This is a genomic window from Morganella sp. B601 (genome assembly GCF_051172335.1).
In the GTDB taxonomy this organism is placed as follows: domain Bacteria; phylum Pseudomonadota; class Gammaproteobacteria; order Enterobacterales; family Enterobacteriaceae; genus Morganella; species Morganella morganii.
The window spans coordinates 248,039-268,678 of record NZ_JBPIZE010000005.1 but is presented as its reverse complement, the minus strand read 5'-3'; the positions used below and the strand labels follow the sequence as shown (position 1 = coordinate 268,678).

Sequence of the window (20,640 nt, the reverse complement as noted above, 5' to 3'; positions counted from 1 at the left end):
TCCGGATTTATAAAATACGTTTACGTGCGTTTTTCAGCAGTTGCTCAAGAACCAGGGCAGGCTGCGGGAATTTGCGGGCCAGAATCATGGCGGAGATGATATACGGCTTCCAGCTGGCTTCTTTGTAAGTGGCGATACGGTATTTCTCGAATACAGCCTCTTCCACTTCCCCTTCCTTACAGGAAACACCGGTGATATCCGCAGGCAGACAGTGCATGTACAGCGCTTCGCCGTCTTTGGTCAGCTTCATCATCTCTTCAGTACAATGCCAGTCTTTGTGGTTGGCGTTCTGTGCCAGGCAGCGCTGCTCAAGGGCTTTCAGGCCGTCATGGTCATTGGCACGCAGCAGTTCGGTACGCTGTTCCATGACTTTGTAAGGTGCCCAGGATTTCGGATACACGATATCCGCATCTTTGAACGCTTCTTCCATTGATGTAACCTGCTTAAAGCTGCCGCCGGACTGTCTGGCGTTATTTTTCGCCACATCGATAACGTCAGGGATCAGGTCATAACCTTCCGGATGTGCCAGTGTCACGTCCATGCCGTAGCGGGTCATCAGGCCGATGATGCCCTGTGGTACAGACAGTGGTTTACCGTAGCTTGGTGAATACGCCCAGGTCATGGCGATTTTTTTGCCTTTCAGGTTTTCCAGTGAACCGAAATGCTCACGTAACCAGGCCAGGTCAGCCATAGACTGTGTCGGGTGGTCGATATCACACTGCAGGTTAACCAGCGCAGGACGCTGCGGCAGAACGCCTTCCTCAAAACCTTCATCCAGTGCTGCGCCCACTTCACGCATATAGGCGTTACCGGCACCGAGGTACATATCGTCACGGATACCGATGGCATCCGCACAGAATGAAATCATGTTGGCCGTTTCACGTACGGTTTCGCCGTGAGCAATCTGAGACTTACCTTCGTCGAGGTCCTGCTGGGCCAGGCCGAGCATATTCAGTGCAGAAGCATAAGAGAAACGGGTACGGGTGGAGTTGTCACGGAAAACAGAGATGCCAAGGCCATTTGTGAATACGTTGGTTGCGATGTTATCGGCACGCAGCCCTTTCAGTGCGGCTGCAATATCAAGCACCATCGTCAGTTCATCCTGACTCTGTTCCCAGGTAAGCAAAAAATCCTTTTGATGAAGATTAGATTTCAGTCTGGCGATATCTTTCAATAATTCATTAACGTTTTTCATCTTTAAATCCTATGTGAAATGGCCGGTGACAATTGAATATGCAGTGAGAAGAAGGCATTTCTGCATGTGTACTGTGACTATTAACAATAAGCATGCCAAATCAGCCGGAATGATCTGACGGGGGTGAAATGCAGGGCTGATTCGTGAGTGTGATCACAATTATCAGGGGCGTAAGGCCGGCTTATGTGTGACAAATGCGAATAAAAGTTATTTTCAGCAAGGGTGAAAAGTCGCCGGTATCAGACCGGTGAGAGGGCGGAACCGCCGGAAGCGGGGCCAGAATGATAAACACCCCGGCGGATTTATCATATTGATAAAATAGAGTGACGGAGATTCCAGTTTCATTATCAAATCTGAAGAAAAGTGTGATTTTTGTACATACGTTAGAGTTTCGGTGATAAAGATCTGGCAATCTTGTGCTATCGGTGGGTGATAATTCAGCCCGTTGATAAATAACTATAATAAAATCATTAATTTGTCGCGTTATGAACTTTCTTTTCGATATGTCGTTTTAAGAGCATAGGAAGTCGTAAGCATGATCACTGAAAAATCACCATCTGTGCTGATGCAGATACAGCCGACGATTGTTCACTTCAGCAAAATGCTCGCCAGTGTGTTACAGCTTGATGTTGAAATCGTTGATGACAAACTGACAAGGATTGCCGGAACAGGGCTGTTTAACCAGCACCTCGGACATCGTCTGACCAATAATTCCCAGCTGCTCCGCTATGTGCTGGATACCAAAAAAGAAAAGATAGTCACGCACTCCTGTTTTGATCCGCTCTGCCTCAATTGCGCGGATAAAGATAACTGTAAGGAGAAAGCGTTTATCGGTACACCGATCATCTTCCAGGATCGCTGTATCGGTGTTATCAGCCTGGTGGCCGTCACCTCTGAACAGCAGGAGCGGATCCGGGATAACATCCATGACTTCTCGGATTATGTGCAGCATATTTCCAATATTTTTGTGGCTAAGCTGCTGGATGAACAGGAAGGCCGTAATGCCGCGCAGAAGGTATTACTGAGCCTGATAGAGTTTATGGATCAGGGCGTTCTGATCCTGGATGAGGCAAACCACCTGAAATTTGCCAATCCGCATGCTCTGAAGATCCTCAATGTCCCGCATGAAAAGATTTCCGGCAAAACTATTGCCATCCGTCCGCTGACTTATTTCAAGAGTCTGAACCGCGGGCATTTACAGCATATTGTCTCCTGGGAAGGGGAGAGCAATATTATTATCGGGCAGCTTCATGTGGTTAACGGCTGTCAGATGTTCCTGATGGCGTTCCATCAGTCTCATGCGGCGATTGATATGAATGAAGTGCGCCGTGATGAAAACGGATTGCTGATTGAACACCTGGTCGGGGAATCCGAACCTATCCGTCAGCTGAAACACCTGATTTCCCGCGTGGCACCGAGCCCGTCGAGTATTCTCGTCACCGGCGAGAGCGGTACCGGTAAAGAAGTGGTGGCGCGGGCTATCCATAAGCTGAGTAACCGCAGTGAAAAGCCGTTTATCGCCATCAACTGTGCGGCGATACCGGAGCAGTTACTGGAAAGTGAATTATTCGGTTATGTGAAAGGCGCGTTCACCGGCGCATCCGCCAACGGAAAACAGGGCCTGATTCAGGCGGCGGATAAAGGCACGCTGTTCCTGGATGAAATCGGCGATATGCCGCTGATTGTTCAGGCTAAATTATTACGTGCGATAGAATCACGCGAAGTGCAGCCGATTGGCTCAAGCCGGACCATCCCGGTCGATATCCGGATTGTGTCCGCAACCAACCAGAATCTGGAACAGTTTGTCAGTGAAGGCAAATTCCGCGAAGATCTCTATTACCGCCTCAATGTTATCCCGATTGCCCTGCCGCCGCTGCGTGAGCGTCACGGCGATGTGGAGCTGCTGGTGCACCATTTCCTCAATGTGCATACCAGGCGTCTCGGTCTGGTGTATCCGGGCATTTCGGATGAGGTGATGGCGGTCATTAATGCATGGCCGTGGCCGGGCAACCTGCGTGAGCTGAGTAACCTGGTGGAATATCTGGTCAACGTGGTGCCGCCGGGTGAGGTGATTGATATCTCACTGCTGCCGCCGAACTTCGCCAGACATGCGGCGCAGATGATAAGCGGCACTGCCGCACCGGTTCAGAATACCGGGGATATTCACCGCAGCGAAATTACCATTCCGGTCAGAAGTGTACCTGCGGCAGCAGCGGATGAGGATCCGGCACTGCACGGGGAAACCATGCTGGAAGAGATGGAAAAACAGATGATCCGCGAAGCACTGCAGCGCTATGACAACAAACGTCAGGCGGCAGAGGAGCTGGGGATCGGCATTGCCACTCTGTACCGGAAGATTAAGAAGTACGAGTTATCCGCCGGGTAGCAGAAAGCGGAAGAAAATGTGTGCCAAAGCCGCACGGATGTTACCGGTCCGTGCGGCTTTTTCGTATCAGATAACGGTTATGATCTGCGCTTCCGGCAGACGGGATTTCGGCAGCGCGGCGTTAAAATCATCTTCTTTGCGGTAACCGAGCGACACAACGGCTACCGGTGCCAGTCCTTTGGCGGATAAACCAAATTCCGTATCCAGGGTATTAAAATCCATTCCTTCCATCGGAACAGCATCCACACCCAGCGCGGACGCACCCAGCAGTAATGTCCCCATGTTCAGGAAAACCTGTTTTGCCGCCCAGTGCGGCAGATCACCGAGTGTTTCTTTATGGAGATTAACAAAGAAAGTCCGGCCGCCGTTATTCATCGCTTTGTGTTCCGGCGTGGCGTAACGGCCGTCTTTGTCTTCCTGCTCCAGCACGCTGTTCATATAGGCTTCATCCACATCTGTTTTTGCGCACAGCAGCACAACATGAGAGGCATCGGTGATTTTTGCGGTATTAAATTCAAAGCCCGGGCGGGTGGATTTGGCGATCCGGTTTTTCCCTTCCTCACTGGCCGCAATAATAAAATGCCACGGCTGGATATTGACGCTGGACGGGCTATAGCGCAGCAATGTTTTGATGCTGTTCATCACCTCATCACTGATTTTTTTCGCCGGATCAAAGGATTTGGTTGAATAACGCTGCATTACAGCCTGAGTGATGGTCATGATGGCATCCTTATAAGGTAATTTACATTAACCGGCGCAATGATAAACTATGATATGTTTTTAACAAGTACGTACATTTTTGGTATATAGGTACAAAATGGATACTCTCAGAAAGACGCGTTACGAGTCGTATGCTTATGAGGCCTGTCCGGTTGAGGCAACACTGGAAATGATGGGCGGGAAGGGCAAGGGAATGATCCTTTACCATCTGATAAGCGGCATCAAACGCTTTAACGAGCTGAAACGGCTGCTGATATTTATTACCCCGCGTATGCTGACAAAACAGTTACGGGAGCTTGAGATAGCGGGGCTTGTCCACCGCAAGGTCTATGCGGAGGTGCCGCCGAAAGTGGAATACAGCCTGACGGACGCCGGGCAGTCGCTGGTACCGATCTTACTGATGCTGAAAAGCTGGGGGGAAGAACATGCCCTGCCGGTACTTTTGCAGCAACAGACACCGCAACCCTGACACCGCCGTCCTGAAGACGGACGGTGTCTATTTTCTGCGGTTTACTGATTACGCTGGAGTTTATCCGCGGCATTGGCAACCATCTGATAACCGGTGCAGCGGCACAGGTTACCGGCCAGGCCGTGGCGGATCTGACGGATGGTAAGGGTCTGCCCTTTGTGTTTTTCCAGCAGGGCGGTGGTCATCATAATCAGGCCCGGGGTGCAGAACCCGCACTGTACCGCGCCGCTGTCCGCATAAGCCTGCTGTACCGCAGACGGTTTACCGTGCTTCATCTCACCTTCGGTGGTACGGATCTGTTTGCCGTCCGCCCAGACTGCCAGATAGAGGCAGGTATCCACCGCGATACCGTCGATAAGTACTGTGCAGGCACCGCACTCGCCGACAGAACAGCCGTGTTTGACACTGATAAGCCCCTGCTCACGCAGGACATCGGACAGCCGTGCCGCCGGTGACACGGTCAGCTCCCGTACCTGTCCGTTGAGTGTGCAGCTGATGGTTTTCCATTCTTTGATATTCATGCGATTTTTTCTCCCGGACGTTCAGCCGCCGCGCGGATCACCCGCTCGCTCAGGACGCGGATCAGGTGTAAACGGAACTCTTTCTCTGCCCGCCATGACGTGCGCGGTGCCACATCCTGTTCAATCGCCTGACTGACGGCTTTCAGGGTGTCTGCGGTGACCGGTTTTCCGATCGCAGCCGCTTCCGCGTGTTCACAGCGGACCGGTGTCGGTGCGGCAACCCCGAAGGCGAGGCGCAGTTCCTCAAAACGTCCTTCTCTGATATCACACAGTGCCGCGCAGTTAATGGTGGCGATATCCATCGCGCCGCGCATAGCGTATTTATAAGCGGCGGAGCCTTTGCCGCGGTAATTCTCCGGTGAGAAATGGAATGCGATCAGCAGTTCGCCCGGTTCAAAGGCCACTTTACCCGGACCGGTATGGAAGCCGCGCAGTGGTCTGCGGCGGATGCCGTCCGGGGTGGCTATCTCCAGCTCTGCCTGATAAACCAGGGACGGACAGGCGGAGTCACCGCTGGTGGCGCCGTTACAGATATTGCCGCCGTAAGTGGCAACGTTGCGGATCTGCGGTCCGGCAATGGTGGCAGCCGCTTCACTCAGTGCGGGCAGGCACTTGTTGATCACCGGGCTGTCAATCAGTTCGGAGAAGGTGGTCGCGGAGCCGATACGGATATGTCCCGCATCATCACAGCTGATCCCGCGCAGTTCCGGTAAATCATGGATATCCACAATACGGCGGAAGCGTTCATTGAGGTGATGAAGCTGGATCAGCACATCCGTTCCGCCCGCCAGCAATCTGGCCTGCGGATCTGCCGTCAGCAGTGAGACGGCATGTGCGACACTCTCCGCACGGTGATAAGTTTCAAAATCATACATGGCAGTTACCCCCTGATAAGCCCGGCATTAACAAATTCCCGGTACAGCCGTTTTGGTGTCAGCGGGATAGTATTGACAGAAATACCCGTCGCCATACGCACGGCATTACGGATAGCGGCAGCCGGTGCAATAATCGGCGGCTCACCCAGGGACTTATGGCCGTAAGCGGACTGCGGCTCGTAGGTTTCGACAAACCCGCACTCCAGATCCGGCAGGTCAACCATAGTAGGCATTTTGTAGTCGAGCAGGTTCGGGTTATGAACAACCCCGGATTTTTCGTTGATCAGCATCTCTTCAAACAACGCCCAGCCGATCCCCATCCCCATCCCGCCGTGGACCTGGCCTTCCGCCAGCTGCGGGTTCAGGATCCGGCCGGAATCGTGCATATTGATGATCCGGTTAATGGTCACCTGACACATCGGAATATCCACGGTGACATCGACAAAAGTACAGCCGAAGGCCGGCGGGTTGGTCTGTGTTTTGTGAGAGGATTCAGCAGAGAGCTGGCCGCCGATTTCCTGATGATAAAAACTGTGCATTGCCACTTCCGCGACGGTGGTGACAACCACGTCCGGCTGCGCCTCAAGCACCACATTGCCGTCGAGAATGGTCATATTAAATGCGGCCTGATGTGTCATCAGCGAGGCGTGTTCGAGGATTTTCTGCCGCAGTGACAACGCCGCTTCTTTCAGCGCCGGTGCGGTGACATAACTCTGCCGTGACGCGAACGCGCCCGGGTCAAACGGGGTGATATCCGTATCCTGGGTGGAGATCATCTGAATGGTACTGACCGGCACGCTGAGGGTTTCGGCTACCATCTGTGAGAACACGGTATCCGAGCCCTGTCCGATTTCTGTTGCGCCGACCTGCACATTGATATTACCGTCCTGGTTCATCAGCAGACGGGCACTGGCGATTTCCACGCCGACCGGATAGGTATTGGATGAATAGCTGAAACAGGCCACACCGACGCCACGGCGGATATCCCCGCGTGTTGCCAGCGCCTCTGCTTTGCGTTCATCCCAGCCGAACAGCTCTTTACCGCGCTTCAGGCATTCAATCAGCCCCGCACTGTAAATCGTTTTCTTATTGACCGGGTTACAGTCACCGGACCGCGCCGCATTGCGCAGACGGATATCCACCGGGTCGATATTCAGCTGTGCGGCGGCATCATCCATCAGGCATTCAAGAGCGAATGTGACCTGTGGTGCTCCGTAGCCGCGCATTGCGCCCGCTGACGGGTAGTTGGTATAGACGGTGGCGGCGGAATAGCCGTAATCGCAGCGCGGATACAGGTACGGGATTTTGTTCCCGCCCGCAGCCGCAATGGAGTGTCCGTGAGAGGCATAACCGCCGGTATTGGACAGAACATCAAGATGATAGCCGTTCAGCGTGCCGTCGGCGGTCAGCCCCATCTCCGCATCAATATGGAAGGCGTGACGGGTACGCGAGGCAAAGAAACACTCTTCGCGGCTCAGTTCCACTTTCACCGGAATACCACCGAGTTTCAGGGTCAGCCAGGCGGCCATCGGCTCTTCCAGCACGTCCTGTTTATTACCGAAACCGCCGCCGATATACGGCTTAATCACCCGGATATGCGACCACGGCATATCCAGCGCCTGGCCTATCACACGGCGGACAATGTGCGGGATTTGAGTACTCGACACCACGGAAATCTTATTATCCGCTTCCTGCCAGGCGTAGCAGGTGACACCTTCCATATGGCAGTGCTGGACCACCGGGGTATCAAAATGGCCGCGGAACTGGAACGGCGACTGACTGACTGTCGCTCTGGCGCTTTCCGCATTGATAGCGGTACGTTTCAGCAGGTTACCGCAGCTGTGGATTTGCGGGGCATCTGCGGCCAGTGCCGCTTCCGGTGAGGTGATCACCGGCAGTTCGTCATAAGTGACGCTGACGAGTGCCGCCGCTTTTTCGGCGGTCAGTTCGTCACGGGCAACCACAATCGCCACACCGTCGCCGTGGTGGCGCACATGGCGGTTCAGCAGCAGGCGGTCTGCCACGTCGCGTTTGGCCGGTTCCAGAGACCAGGCGTGACCGGCGGTGGCGAACGGGATCTGCGGCACATCGTTACAGGTGAATACCGCGACCACCCCCGGCATGGCGAGCGCCTGTGACGCATCAACGGATGTTACCATCCCGTGGGCAATGGTACTGCGGACATATTTGGCGTAGTGCATACCCGGCATCGGCAGATCATCCGTGTAGCGAGCCCGCCCTGATGTTTTGCTCAGGGCATCAACGCGCAGGTAAGGCGTACCCAGCGCGCGTTTTCCGACTGCTTCAGACATTATTATTTCTCCGGCTTCAGGAAAAAGTAAGCATGCATAAAAACAAGCAATAAATACGCCAGCAGGGAGAAAAACAGCAATTTATCGGAGGATTTGTGACTGAGGTAAAAAAAATAAGGGTGTCCGGCAGGAAACAGCGGATTTTCCTGTCCCGCTTTCTCTCATATTGAGAGAAAAATGTGTCTGTATTGATAATCCCGGAGTACCGCAGAAGCAGAATGATAATTTATAGTTTGATAGCGTTACTAATCATATAATGCGTAATAAACCTGATAAATTCTGTCGCTTTTAAATTATAAGAAGATAATAGATTACTAAGAAAATAATGATAATAATCAGCCCGGAAAAAGGAACTGAATCCCGGTCGCATAATTGAAAAAAAGAGAATCCATAACGGAATTATTCATTTATACTGCCGTGAATCATCCGGGATAACAGCGGGTTATGTATTTGTTCTGTATCTGTCGTTTTATTTTCATATTTACAGAATGGTTGTCTGCGGCGGTTAATCGATTTTATTCGTGAATAAGATATAATGCCGCCTCAGGTACAGCTGTGCTTATATTCTTTTTATGATGGACAGATACCGGGTGATACTTATTTTTAAGACTTGTTACAAACTGTCCGGCAAATATCCCGGTACCGTTTTGTAAGGTAAACTGACTAATTTATGTTCTCGGCCTGTAAGAAACAGACCGGCAGAGCAGAATAATAACGAAGCCAAATCGTTGACGCTGACAAGCGTGAGAATTCAGATTGTGCGGCTGCAGTAAGGTGTTCGGATAACAAAAAACGAATAGTTCAGACTCGCCCGCGACGTAGTGTATGTTACATAAGCCTGAGTTGTGACACGTCAGAGTTTATTTTCCACGGCTCTGGCTATACAATTGGTGCCTATTTTTGCACAACGCAGCAGTGGCCAAATTATTTCTCTAAGGTGAAACTATGTTATCCAAGACAGCACTGAACAAAATGGCGGGGATACTCCTGTTGGGAGGCGTTGTAACCCTGTCCGGCTGTTCATTAACGACACCCTCTGCGCCGAAGCCTGCGGCACAACCGGTTCAGCCGGCGGAGCAGGAGCCGGTGAGAACGACTGCACCTTTGCCAAGACCTGAATTGCAGCAACCCTCCGGACAGATTTCGCCTGAGCTGAGTATGTGTGTTAAAGAACTCGACTCGCTCAAAACTATCTCTCCGAAAGATTACAGTCAGATGGTCGCCGGTTTCAGCGAAATCAGCCAGATCAACAGACTGTATCGTCAGCTCGAAAGAACCGCCAGCCCGGATACGCTTAAATTACTGAAGATGTCGATTGAAGCGAAAACCAAAGTGATGTGTGCACAGGTTCGTTATTATTCTGTTCTGTCTATTGAGAATACCCTGGAGAAGGTTAACGGGTTATGAGACTGAACATCAGGTTGTGTATTACTGTCGCATTGTTTGCGGCAGTGCAACCGGCAACTGCATCTGAATTTAATCAGGTTATTGAAGATTTTGATCGTTATATTCAGACTGAAAAAGCATCAGGCAATTTTCCGGTATCAGTACAGCAACCTGACCGGTCTCCCGCAAAACGGGTTACACCGCCGGTAAATACGGCGGGTCAGGCCACTCAGTCACAGCGTCAGGGCACACGTAAAGCTGCCCGCACAGGAAAGCGCACTGTTTCGTCCGCGCAGGAAAGCCGGACACAAACTGCTGCCGTACAGAAAACTGACACAACAACCCCGGGGATCTCCGTACCGGCACAATGCGAAAATATTGTGGTCAGGGAACCGGTTGTTGTGACCAATCCTGTTCCGGTCGGATACCCGCAGTGGTCTCCGGCTTATCTGGTCCGTGACAGCCAGAAATGGGGCGGGAATCACCGGGGATTTGTGTTCTCACCTGTCCCTTCCCGTATGACCTCCTCACTGACTCTCACACCGGAAGCCTTGTTTGCCATCCCGGGTGAACCTTTCCGTTCAATGACGTATTTCTCTGATCTGCCGCTGACGGTTGCCCGTGTGCTGAAACCGGAAACCTGGTTTACGCCGTCTGATCCGCAGAAACAGCTGCGCCTCACCCGCCTGAAATTACAGGATGTGAAGCGTGAACTCGCGTCACTGAACGAAAAGTACCGGAATGTTCAGCATAATTATGAACAGGCGCTCGCGGATATTGCTAAAAAAGAGACAGAACTCAGCAATCTGGCTCTGGCAAATAATGAGTTACAGGCCGCGGCAAAAGGCAACAGCGCCAAACTGACCGCCGAGCTGGAACAGAACCGCAAAACGATTGATTCACTCAATCAGCAGATAAGTGAAAACCTGGCGCGTTTTGGTCAGGCGGAAGGTCAGGTCACGGCTCTGACAGCCGAAAAAGCCTCCCTGGAAAAACAGATTGCGGCACTGAATAAAGAAAAAGTGCTGGCAGATAAAAATCTCGCGCTGCTGGAAAGCAAAAATGCCGATATGGCAAAAATCACGCAGAAGCTGACGGAGCTGGAAAAACAGCTGGCTCAGCGGGATGCGGAAAAACAGCAGCTGAATGACAAAATCCTCGCGCTGACCGGTGAAAACAGCAAGCAGAGTGACGCACTGAAAAAAGATCTGACAGTGCTGGCGGCAGAAAAAGCGGCACTGGAAAAGCAAATTACCGGACTGAAGTCCGATAATGCTCAGGCGGAAAAAAATCTCGCCCTGTTGCAGGATAAAAATGCCGGTATGGCAAAAGTCACGCAGAAGCTGACGGAGCTGGAAAAACAGCTGGCTCAGCGGGATGCGGAAAAACAGCAGCTGAATGACAAAATCCTCGCACTGACCGGTGAATACAGCAAACAGAGTGACGCGCTGAAAAAAGATCTGACAGCGCTGGCGGCAGAAAAAGCGGCACTGGAAAAACAGGTAGCCGGGCTGAAATCCGATAATGCTCAGGCAGAGAAAAATCTCGCGCTGTTGCAGGATAAAAATGCCGATATGGCAAAAGTCACGCAGAAGCTGACGGAGCTGGAAAAGCAATTGCAGGCTCAGGATGCGGAAAAACAGCGCCTGACAGCAAAATTGCAATCTCAGGAAACCGAAAACGGTAAACAGTCAGCCGATCTGGAAAAAAGGATCACCGCGCTGACAGCGGATAAATCGGCGCTTGAAAAACAGGTTGCACAGCTGAATTCAGAGAAGAGCCGGGCTGACGAGAACCTCGCGCTGCTCGGCAGTAAAAATGCCGACCTCGCAAAACTTACGCAACAGCTGACGGCAACAGAAAGTAAGCTGAAACAAAGTGATACCGAAAAACTGGCACTGGCCGCACAACTGGCGGAACAGGGCAGTAAAAGTGCGAAACAGAGCGCAGAGCTGAAAAAATCTCTCGACGGGCTGACGGCAGAAAAAGCAGCACTGGAAAAACAGATTACTGCACTGACCGCAGACAAAAGCAGCACCTCAGCCAAAAATACCGAACTGCTGAATGCGAAAACAGCAGAAATGCAGAAAACCACCGCGCAGGTTGCAGAGCTGGAAAAACAGCTGAAAGCAAGCACAGCGGAAAAACAGCGTATCGCGCTTGAATTACTGCAGAAAACCACCGATAACCAGCAGCAGAATGTGCAGCTGCAAAAAGAACTGACCGCACTGGCCGCTGATAAAGCGGCGCTGACCGGGCAAATCACCCGGCTGACCGAAGAGCAGGCACAGGCTGAAAAAAGTATCGCACAACTGAACAGTAAAAATGCAGATATGACAAAAATGGTTCAGCAACTGAATACGCTGGAACAGCAACTGAAACAGAGTGATACAGAAAAGCAGGCACTGGCGGCACAGATTGCGGCCGGTAATGCTGACAGTGACAAACAGAGTGCACAGCTGAAAAAAGAGCTCGCCGCCCTGGCAGCGGATAAAACCGCGCTGGAAAAACAGATTACACAGCTGACGGCAGAGAAAGCGCAGTCAGAGAAAAATGCGGCGCTGCTGAATGACAAAAACGCCGATCTGGCGAAAGTCACCCGCGACCTGAGCGATACTGAGCAGAAGCTGAAAAACGCCGAAACAGAAAAACAGAAGCTTGCCGAACAGCTGGCCGGTCAGAATAAAGACGCGGCAGCACAGAGTGACAAGCTGAAAAAAGAACTCAGCACTCTGGCTGCGGATAAAACTGCGCTGGAAAAACAGATTACACAGCTGACGGCAGATAAAGCACAGTCAGAGAAAAATGCGGCGCTGCTGAATGACAAAAATGCCGATCTGGCGAAAGTCACCCGCAGCCTGACCGATACTGAGCAGAAGCTGAAAAACGCCGAAACAGAAAAACAGAAGCTTGCCGAACAGCTGGCCGGTCAGAATAAAGACGCGGCAGCACAGAGTGACAAGCTTAAAAAAGAACTCAGTACTCTGGCCGCCGATAAAACCGCGCTGGAAAAACAGATTACAGAGCTGAACGCCAAAAATAGCGATAACGCAAAAATGGCGGCTCAGTTGCAGACACTGGAAAAAGAATTACAGCAGCGTGAGGCTGATAAACTTAAGCTGACTGCTCAGTTACAGAGCCGTGAGGCGGATAATACCCGCCAGAGCGATAATCTGAAAAAAGAGGTGGCTGCGCTGACCGTGGATAAAGCCACATTGGAACAAAAAATTGCGCAGCTGACGGCGGATAAGCAATTGCTGTCGGCAAAAGTATCCGGTGCAGATAAAGAGAGCAGTACTGTTCAGGCGGATAATGCTGAGCTGAATAAAAAATTAGCGGCAGAACAGCAGCGGGCTGCTCAGCTGGATAAAGCCTTAAAAGAGAAAACACAGCAGATTGAAGCACTGGCAAAATCTGATGCGGAATTAATTAAGCTGAATACTCAGCTTGATAACCAGAAAAAGCAGCTGGCAGATAAAGATGCAGAACTTGCCAAAGCGGCGGCTAAGCTGAAAGAAAATGCTGATCTCACGGCAAAATATACCGCATTGCAGAAAGAAATGGATAAGCAAAAGGCGGTTGTCAGTGCACAGCGGACTGAAAATACCACGCTGAATACGCAAATTGCGAAAGCAGAAGAAAAAAATAAAGCCGTGACGGCTTATACTTTCCAGCAGGTTGGTGAGCTGAATAAACGGAAAAACCAGGAGCTGATCGCCCGCCTGGAGCGCCAGAATTATTCCAAAATGACGCCGGACGTTTATTACCGTATCACCAAACAGGGACAGAAATATAAAGCGCTGAAAGGAAAAACAGTCACATTTGCGATGCATGAGAAACTAACTGACGGTAAAGTAACCGTGTCATATCCGGTAAATGCACCGGCGGTTATTCCGTTCAATGAATTACCGGGTGACCTGGCTAAATTCGTTTCACTTGCCGGCGCAGGCGGTGCGGTTGATGTGTATATCAAACCGGAAGGCGGTTATGGTGTTGCCGGTATCGAAGGGCAGATACCACCGAACTCAATGTCTATGATCAAACTGAACGTGCTGAAAATAGAATAATCCGGTGATTATGTTGATACTGAAAGCATCCTGTAACGGATGCTTTTTTATGGCGTATTATTACAGGAATACAGCGAACTTCAGGGGATAACAGCGGGGCATGTCATTATTGCTGATTGTCAGTATCAGCATGAAAACACGCAGGGAAAGAGTGGTATAAAGAGAGGGGGATTTTCAGGGCGCAAACAACTCCGGCTCACCCGACAAAGGAGTAAAGTGTATTTTCTCATTCGTAACAAGATATTAAAATGAGTAATAGGTATCAAATACTATTAATGAAGTTTTATATCTGTATTGCGGAGTGTCAGGTCTCATTATGTCAGATTTTCCGGAACATATGACTGCCGGTATGTGTCGTTAATATCTGAGTAAGACTCTGGTGTATTATCATTGTATTACAATTTGTCACCAGCAGTAACACTGGCGCAATCCGGAATATGATAAGAAAGACAATCTGTATTAACAGTGAAGCATCAGAAGTAGTTAAATAAGAAAGTAAAAGCAGGTAAAATCATCGGTATATTTATTAACTACAAGACAGGAATATAAAGTGTATTATAAAGCCGGAAATACTCAGATTGAATCTGAATAGTTTTTATAAAAATCATATTCCTGCACCAGCTGTGGTAATGATTTAATACGCAGCTTGGTATACATATTAGAACGGTGTACTTCAACAGTGCGCTGCGACAATGATAATTTTTGTGCAGCTTCTTTACTGGTATTTCCTTCCAGAATCATATCCATGACTTCTTTTTCACGGGCAGATAATTTACTGAGCTTATCATTAAATATTTGATATTTATGATGTTTGCTGAGGATTTTTTCATATTGACTAAATGCGTCATGAATCGCATTAACTAACAATTCGGAATTAATCGGTTTCTTGAGAAATTCCAGAGTACCTGCTTTAAATGCACGACGGCAGGTCTCAAAAGACGGATAAGCAGTGATAACAATCACAGGAATAATGCTTTTCAGGCGTTTGAGTTCATCGATAAGATAGAATGCTTCAGCAGATGATTCTCCCACTTTCAGAATAATACATTCACGGGCATGCTCTTTTGGCGTATTAACATAATATTTCAGAAAATCCTGCTCAGATGAATAAGATTTCACTTCACAATTCATATTATCAAGCATGAAATTGATATTGTTGCCTGGTAAATCAGCATAGTTAATTAAATGAATAACGGCATCCATAAGTTACTCCTCAATTAAAATAGGACACAAAACAAACCGATATTAACGGATAAAAATAAGGGCATAATTACTTAGGTTTATCTACGCAAATTTTATGTATTGTAGATAAGATAACGTCGAGGAAATGTTTAAATGGATAAGTAAATTTCATTTCGGAATCGGTGTGTGTTTTTTAATAAAAGCAAAATAATGTGGATGTTTTTTATTTTTATTTTTATAAAACAATATGTTGCTATTGTTTAAAGTTCGTTTAATTTATGGAGTAAGGGGTTTTTTATGAAATAAACATTTACATTTGCTCTTGGGGTTACAGACACAGTATGTTATAAATGTCAGCTCACATTTTTTCTTTTTCACGCGACAGAACCAACACTTATTTTCTACTGATAATAATATGGCATCACTGAAAGATGTTGCCCGGCTGGCATCAGTCTCACTGATGACTGTGTCAAGGGCAATAAATAATCCGGAATTGCTGAAGCCTGAGACGTTGAGACAGGTTCAGCATGCTATTGATGTTCTGAATTATGTACCGGATTTATCAGCCCGGAAAATCAGAGGTAAAAATACAAATCTGTCGTGCATGGGGGTATTAGCAATTGATACCGCCTCAGCCCCGTTTTCTGTTGAAATACTGCTGGCTATTGAGCAGTGTGCAGGAAAATATGGCTGGGACCACTTTGTTGTTAATATTTCATCCGGAGATGACCCGGTTCCGGCTGTCCGCCAGATTTTATCCCGCCGCCCTGACGGTATTATTATTACCGGTGCAGAATTGCGTGAGATAAACATTCCTGAGTTACTCCGCGACAGAAACCTGGTATTAACGAACTGCTATGATCCCGGAAATACAGCGTTACCGTCTTATATTCCGGATGATTACCACGCTCAGTATGATGCAACAGAATATCTTATTCAGCGGGGGTATCGTCGTCCGCTTTGTATCTGGCCGCCGGCGGAGTGCCTTTCATCCGGTCTGCGCCGTGATGCGGTTCAGAATGCGTGGCTGAATGCGGGATTGTCAGCCGGTCAGCTGAATCAGCACAACATCACATTATCTGATATTTATTACCGGGACGTTGTGACACTGATAGATCAATACATTGACGGTAATTCACCGTTATTTGACTGTATTATCTGCGGTAATGATCAGATAGCCTTTGTTGTGTATCAGGTTTTATTAACCCGCGGTATTTCTGTTCCGGAGCAGGCCGGTATTCTCGGCTGTGAAAATATGACCGGTACCGGAGAACTTTTTTATCCCCCGCTGACCACTATCCGCTCTCCGTATCGCCTGCTGGGTGAAACAGCGGCACTGCATCTTATTGAAGTACGGGTTTCGTCAGGGCGGACTTATATCCCTTGCCGGATGCTCAGCAGAAAGTCACTCTGATCCCCCGGCAGTCACACAATCCTTTCTCTTTTTTTCTGATTTTTATCCGTTCACGTTTGGTTAATTTTTTTAATTAACCAAAGGCAGGCAGCCGGATAAAAAATCAGCGCAGCGTTATTTTTGTAATTACGGACTTATCTGTTGTTTTGAGTACAACATTAAGCGTTAATTTCGCTTTAGCTAAACACAAAACTTTCAATGTTGTATTTTAATGTTATTTCTTTGATTTTGGGTTCGTAGTGGTATTTATTATTACTTATCTTTCAATATTAACGTTAAAATAGTTAATTAAAAAAAAGGTGACGATATTTTTCAGAGACAAAGCTACCGCACGAAAGATTTTTCAATCTCCGGAGGGAAATGTCCAACGTGTTACTCTGTTTATCGCGGTAATGAACATTAAATGATTATTTATCTTTTATTATCAATGTATTGAGAGTGACTGTGATTTACAGAGTATAAAAAATCAGGGGATCTATCTAGCTATAACTACTCAAAGTTAACGTTAACATCAGATATTAGGAATTATACCCAAAAATGATGTGTTAATGATACTTGTTATGTTAACGTTATCAATGCAAAGATCAAGCGAAACTGATATTTTATAGTTATATCTGCATAGTAAATAGCGTGGTTTCAGTGAACATAACATGATGTATACGGGAGAGACCGGTGACGGGAAATAAATTGAGCAGGCGCATGGGATTTTTAATGCAGGGGGGTATGATAGTCATAACATAATGATAAACAGGATTGGCTGAACCATGTTTTTGCGATCCGGCGCGATGCTGGCAATTTTTTCTTATTTTCTCTGGGGGATCACACCGCTTTTTTACCGCCTGCTGCCGGGGGTGCAGCCGCTGGAGTTATTATCCCAGCGCGTCCTCTGGTCAATTCCGCTGTTATTATTTGTCCGTTTCTTTTTAAAAAACCGTACCCGGGTAAAAGCGGTATGGGCTGATAAACGCTCGCTGCTGCTTTGTCTGCTCAGTACCAGTGTGATGGCAATATCCTGGTGCACCTTTACCTATTCAATGACCCATGATTTGGTGCTGGAAGCCAGCATGGGATATTTCATCACCCCCTTGTTTTCTATTTTACTGGGTGTCATCTTCCTGCATGAACGCCTGAAACCGGCAGAGAAAACCGCGCTGATTTTTGTCTGTGCCGGGGTGGGTTATCAGCTTTATCAGTACGGCAGCCTGCCGAAACTGGCGCTGATGATGGGCTCTGCGTTTGCACTGTACGGCTTTATCCGCAAATTTATCCGTTATGACCTGACGACCTCACTGCTGATTGAGAGTCTCTGGCTGCTGCCGGTGGCTATTGTGTTGTATTTCTGGCTTGAAAACAGCGGAGCGGGCACATTCAGCACTGCAGATACCTTTACCCGAATCTGTTTTATACTGACCGCGCCTGTCACGCTGCTGCCGCTGCTGTTCTTCACGGCTGCGGTGCGTTCCACCACACTGACCACTATCGGGCTGGCACAGTATCTCGAGCCGACCATTCAGTTCCTGCTGGCGGTATTCCTCTTTAATGAGCATTTTGATGCTGTCAAAGGCGTCAGTTTCTCATTGATCTGGCTGGGATTGCTGTTCTGTATCCTGTCTCTTATCCGCCATTACCGGAAAAATACAGCAAAAGCCGGTCTGGGCATAAAACCCCGCTGAGCGCTGTGACAGCCGGTGATTTGCTTATTTCGTGACTAAAGCAAACGATTGCGTATATAATGGCGCGCAATTTTCCGGTATTTCTGAACAGGTGACAGTGATGACAACATTAGGTACGGCATTACGCCCGGGTGCCACAAAGGTGATGCTGCTGGGCGCAGGTGAATTAGGCAAAGAAGTGGCGATTGAGTGCCAGCGGCTCGGCATTGAAGTGATTGCCGTTGATCGTTATGACAATGCACCGGCTATGCATATTGCGCACCGCCGTTATGTGATCAATATGCTGGACGGTGCGGAGCTGGAAGCCGTGATCCGGAAAGAGCAGCCTGACCATATTGTGCCGGAAATTGAAGCGATTGCGACAGACACATTATACCGGCTGGAGCAGGAGGGCTTTCATGTCGTGCCCTGTGCCAATGCGGTAAAACTGACCATGAACCGCGAAGGGATCCGCCGCCTGGCTGCGGAAGAGCTGGGGCTGATGACATCAGAATACCGCTTTGCGGATGACGAGGCGTCTTTTATCCGTGCCGCCGGTGAGATTGGATTTCCCTGCATTATCAAGCCGGTGATGAGTTCATCGGGTAAAGGGCAGAGCATTATCCGCGATGAGAACACATTGCACGATGCATGGCTGGCCTCTCAGGAAGCAGGACGTGCCGGAAAAGGGCGGGTGATTGTTGAGCGGATGATTGATTTTGATTATGAAATCACGCTGCTGACTGTCCGTGCGGCAGATGGTGTGCATTTCTGTGCGCCGGTCGGACACCGTCAGGAGCGCGGGGATTACCGTGAATCCTGGCAGCCGCAGGCCATGCCGGATGCTGTTCTGGCACGGGCACAACAGGTGGCGGAGACTATCGTTAACGGGCTGGGCGGCCATGGCCTGTTCGGTGTTGAGCTGTTTGTCCGTGGTGAGGATATTATTTTTAATGAAGTTTCTCCGCGTCCTCACGATACCGGGCTGGTCACCCTGATTTCACAGAATATCTCTGAATTTGCCCTGCACGTGCGGGCGTTTCTCGGATTACCGGCCGGAGAGATAGTGCAGTACCGTCCGGCTGCCTCAGCCGTGATCCTGCCGTCACTGCGCAGCGGTGATGTCCGTTACAGCGGGCTGGAGCACGCTCTGACCGGGACTGTGCAACTGCGTCTGTTTGCCAAACCGGAGATTGACGGCTCCCGGCGCATGGGCGTTGCCCTGGCGCTGGCACCTTCTGTTCAGGAAGCGGTGGACGCGGCAAAACAGGCTGCGGCATCAGTAGTCGTCACCGGCTGACCGGGGTAATATCAGTGATAGCCTTCCCGTATATATAAAGAGGAAGGTATCACAGACCGTGGTCAGGCAGAGGAATAACCGATGAGATGCAGAATACCGGGAATCGTATTTGTGATGTTGCTGCCGCTGACCGCATTTGCCGGTACGGATGTGCAGGCAGAAAAAGCCCGTGAATGGATACGGGCCCGCGCGGATGAACCGTCAGTGGCGGATAACTGCTTCAGGCCGGATAATCCCTTTGAGCTCTGTCTGTACCGGGATAAAGACACTTTCGGCAGCCATTTCGTCGACCGTAATCTGCAGGAGCCGTATCAGCCGTACTATTTCGACAGTGCGCCGGATGAACCGGAAGACGGGCGTTACCGTATCCGCTCCGGCAATAAAATCGGTTATGCGGACAGTGTCACCGGGCGGGTGGTGATCCCCGCTATTTATGACTGCACGTACGGTTTCGCTAACGGTACCGCCGAAGTCGGCGTGGGGTGTGAAGAGGAAACCGACGGCGAACACTCCTGGTGGATCGGCGGTCACTGGTTCCGTATTTCACCTTACGGCCTTATCACCGGATTCGGCCGGACACCACCGCCGGACAGCCGCTTATGATGCCGCGCCATAACGGCGGCGGGCCAGAATCCGCAGGCGCCAGCTGTGCAGAATATAGGTCACCAGCAGAATAAAGGCGACCACTCCCCAGACAATCATTTCACCATAGCGGGCACCGAAGTCCGCTATCTGTGCTTTGCCCGGATTATCCTTCTGATAATAAACACCCACCGGACCGTTTTCACACTGTGACTGACACAGTAACTGATCTGTTGAGGTAAAGGTCACGATTTTATTATCCGCTGTCACGAATTTCACCACCGGCCAGCCGACCAGTTGCTGCCCTGAGCGGGTATCACGCATTTCTGTCCGCAGATAACCGGTTATCTGCCCGTCAGCATAGACATCATTCTGTTGTGTCTGCCAGGTCTGATAAATCATAAACCCGGCGAGGAAAACCACACTGAAGGTCAGCAGGCGGAGAACCCGCTGAAACAGCATGTTGCGTTGTGTCTGCTTATCAGTATAAGCACGGAAATTGCCGGGAGGTGTGCCGGGTTTTTTAGTCATATCGGTTACTGTCTTCTGTCGGTTTCAGGTCATAAATCACGGAGAAAA

Annotated in this window: 15 protein-coding genes; 8 read left to right on the top strand and 7 right to left on the bottom strand. The window is 49.6% G+C overall.

The annotated features are described in order from the left end of the window. Positions 1 to 7: 7 nt before the first annotated feature. Positions 8 to 1,195: a knotted carbamoyltransferase YgeW gene (gene ygeW, locus ACSBQN_RS14720; RefSeq protein ID WP_036408579.1), complete on the bottom strand. Its 1,188-nt coding sequence runs from the start codon at positions 1,193 to 1,195 to the stop codon at positions 8 to 10. 535 nt (positions 1,196 to 1,730) lie between these two features. Here ygeW and ACSBQN_RS14715 point away from each other — a divergent pair. Further along, positions 1,731 to 3,581 (top strand): sigma 54-interacting transcriptional regulator, encoded by a 1,851-nt coding sequence (locus ACSBQN_RS14715; RefSeq protein ID WP_004236047.1) that lies wholly within the window; start codon positions 1,731 to 1,733, stop codon positions 3,579 to 3,581. A gap of 66 nt (positions 3,582 to 3,647) precedes the next feature. Here the strand turns inward: ACSBQN_RS14715 and ACSBQN_RS14710 are convergent, their stop codons facing one another. After that, complete coding sequence (locus tag ACSBQN_RS14710; RefSeq protein WP_024472775.1) at positions 3,648 to 4,301, bottom strand: oxygen-insensitive NAD(P)H-dependent nitroreductase NfsB; 654 nt, start codon at positions 4,299 to 4,301, stop codon at positions 3,648 to 3,650. 97 nt (positions 4,302 to 4,398) lie between these two features. Here ACSBQN_RS14710 and ACSBQN_RS14705 point away from each other — a divergent pair, with 97 nt between their 5' ends. Continuing rightward, on the top strand, positions 4,399 to 4,770 hold the full coding sequence (locus ACSBQN_RS14705; RefSeq protein WP_354632938.1) for a winged helix-turn-helix transcriptional regulator: 372 nt from the start codon (positions 4,399 to 4,401) through the stop codon (positions 4,768 to 4,770). 41 nt (positions 4,771 to 4,811) lie between these two features. On the opposite strand, the gene xdhC is transcribed toward ACSBQN_RS14705, so the two are convergent. From xdhC to xdhA, 3 genes are read right to left on the bottom strand one after another with little or no spacing between them, the layout of a single operon-like run. After that, positions 4,812 to 5,291, bottom strand: coding sequence for a xanthine dehydrogenase iron sulfur-binding subunit XdhC (xdhC, locus tag ACSBQN_RS14700; RefSeq protein ID WP_354632937.1), 480 nt, complete (start codon positions 5,289 to 5,291; stop codon positions 4,812 to 4,814). Continuing rightward, a complete protein-coding gene (xdhB, locus tag ACSBQN_RS14695; RefSeq protein WP_024472774.1) occupies positions 5,288 to 6,166 on the bottom strand; it encodes a xanthine dehydrogenase FAD-binding subunit XdhB in 879 nt (292 codons plus the stop codon). Before xdhB ends, xdhC begins: the two co-directional genes overlap by 4 nt. 5 nt (positions 6,167 to 6,171) lie before the next feature. Then, positions 6,172 to 8,478 carry a xanthine dehydrogenase molybdenum-binding subunit XdhA gene (xdhA, locus tag ACSBQN_RS14690; RefSeq protein WP_214167834.1) on the bottom strand — a complete coding sequence of 769 codons (2,307 nt, stop codon included), beginning with the start codon at positions 8,476 to 8,478 and terminating at the stop codon, positions 6,172 to 6,174. A gap of 945 nt (positions 8,479 to 9,423) precedes the next feature. On the opposite strand from xdhA, the gene ACSBQN_RS14685 reads away from it, so the two are divergent. Beyond that, a complete protein-coding gene (locus tag ACSBQN_RS14685) occupies positions 9,424 to 9,885 on the top strand; it encodes a hypothetical protein (RefSeq protein ID WP_004236040.1) in 462 nt (153 codons plus the stop codon). Then, complete coding sequence (locus ACSBQN_RS14680) at positions 9,882 to 13,931, top strand: hypothetical protein (protein ID WP_024472772.1); 4,050 nt, start codon at positions 9,882 to 9,884, stop codon at positions 13,929 to 13,931. Before ACSBQN_RS14685 ends, ACSBQN_RS14680 begins: the two co-directional genes overlap by 4 nt. Before the next feature lie 573 nt (positions 13,932 to 14,504). Here the strand turns inward: ACSBQN_RS14680 and ACSBQN_RS14675 are convergent. Then, on the bottom strand, positions 14,505 to 15,134 hold the full coding sequence (locus ACSBQN_RS14675) for a response regulator transcription factor (RefSeq protein ID WP_434991729.1): 630 nt from the start codon (positions 15,132 to 15,134) through the stop codon (positions 14,505 to 14,507). Positions 15,135 to 15,528: 394 nt separating this feature from the next. Between ACSBQN_RS14675 and ACSBQN_RS14670 the strand changes: the two genes are divergently transcribed. The 4 genes from ACSBQN_RS14670 to ACSBQN_RS14655 all read left to right on the top strand — a co-directional run bounded on the left by ACSBQN_RS14670 (position 15,529) and on the right by ACSBQN_RS14655 (position 20,082). Then, positions 15,529 to 16,527 carry a LacI family DNA-binding transcriptional regulator gene (locus ACSBQN_RS14670; RefSeq protein ID WP_024472769.1) on the top strand — a complete coding sequence of 333 codons (999 nt, stop codon included), beginning with the start codon at positions 15,529 to 15,531 and terminating at the stop codon, positions 16,525 to 16,527. 764 nt (positions 16,528 to 17,291) lie between these two features. Then, positions 17,292 to 18,200, top strand: coding sequence for an EamA family transporter RarD (gene rarD, locus ACSBQN_RS14665; RefSeq protein WP_024472768.1), 909 nt, complete (start codon positions 17,292 to 17,294; stop codon positions 18,198 to 18,200). Between the two features lie 100 nt (positions 18,201 to 18,300). Next, the gene (gene purT, locus ACSBQN_RS14660) at positions 18,301 to 19,479 is read left to right on the top strand and encodes a formate-dependent phosphoribosylglycinamide formyltransferase (protein WP_024472767.1); all 1,179 of its coding nucleotides are present in this window, start codon (positions 18,301 to 18,303) and stop codon (positions 19,477 to 19,479) included. Between the two features lie 81 nt (positions 19,480 to 19,560). After that, positions 19,561 to 20,082 (top strand): hypothetical protein, encoded by a 522-nt coding sequence (locus ACSBQN_RS14655; protein ID WP_225310070.1) that lies wholly within the window; start codon positions 19,561 to 19,563, stop codon positions 20,080 to 20,082. Here ACSBQN_RS14655 and ACSBQN_RS14650 read toward each other — a convergent pair. After that, positions 20,077 to 20,592: a DUF3592 domain-containing protein gene (locus ACSBQN_RS14650; RefSeq protein ID WP_024472765.1), complete on the bottom strand. Its 516-nt coding sequence runs from the start codon at positions 20,590 to 20,592 to the stop codon at positions 20,077 to 20,079. The genes ACSBQN_RS14655 and ACSBQN_RS14650 overlap by 6 nt on opposite strands. Between the last annotated feature and the right edge of the window lie 48 nt (positions 20,593 to 20,640).

Bases quoted from the DNA above. Each gene is read 5' to 3' on its own strand.
- ACSBQN_RS14685 (WP_004236040.1), top strand. From the start codon at position 9,424: ATGTTATCCAAGACAGCACTGAACAAAATGGCGGGGATACTCCTGTTG.
- ACSBQN_RS14680 (WP_024472772.1), top strand. From the start codon at position 9,882: ATGAGACTGAACATCAGGTTGTGTATTACTGTCGCATTGTTTGCGGCA.
- ACSBQN_RS14650 (WP_024472765.1), bottom strand. From the start codon at position 20,592: ATGACTAAAAAACCCGGCACACCTCCCGGCAATTTCCGTGCTTATACT.
- ACSBQN_RS14715 (WP_004236047.1), top strand. From the start codon at position 1,731: ATGATCACTGAAAAATCACCATCTGTGCTGATGCAGATACAGCCGACG.
- ACSBQN_RS14655 (WP_225310070.1), top strand. From the start codon at position 19,561: ATGAGATGCAGAATACCGGGAATCGTATTTGTGATGTTGCTGCCGCTG.
- xdhB (WP_024472774.1), bottom strand. From the start codon at position 6,166: ATGTATGATTTTGAAACTTATCACCGTGCGGAGAGTGTCGCACATGCC.
- ygeW (WP_036408579.1), bottom strand. From the start codon at position 1,195: ATGAAAAACGTTAATGAATTATTGAAAGATATCGCCAGACTGAAATCT.
- xdhC (WP_354632937.1), bottom strand. From the start codon at position 5,291: ATGAATATCAAAGAATGGAAAACCATCAGCTGCACACTCAACGGACAG.
- ACSBQN_RS14675 (WP_434991729.1), bottom strand. From the start codon at position 15,134: ATGGATGCCGTTATTCATTTAATTAACTATGCTGATTTACCAGGCAAC.
- ACSBQN_RS14670 (WP_024472769.1), top strand. From the start codon at position 15,529: ATGGCATCACTGAAAGATGTTGCCCGGCTGGCATCAGTCTCACTGATG.
- ACSBQN_RS14710 (WP_024472775.1), bottom strand. From the start codon at position 4,301: ATGACCATCACTCAGGCTGTAATGCAGCGTTATTCAACCAAATCCTTT.
- xdhA (WP_214167834.1), bottom strand. From the start codon at position 8,478: ATGTCTGAAGCAGTCGGAAAACGCGCGCTGGGTACGCCTTACCTGCGC.
- rarD (WP_024472768.1), top strand. From the start codon at position 17,292: ATGTTTTTGCGATCCGGCGCGATGCTGGCAATTTTTTCTTATTTTCTC.
- ACSBQN_RS14705 (WP_354632938.1), top strand. From the start codon at position 4,399: ATGGATACTCTCAGAAAGACGCGTTACGAGTCGTATGCTTATGAGGCC.
- purT (WP_024472767.1), top strand. From the start codon at position 18,301: ATGACAACATTAGGTACGGCATTACGCCCGGGTGCCACAAAGGTGATG.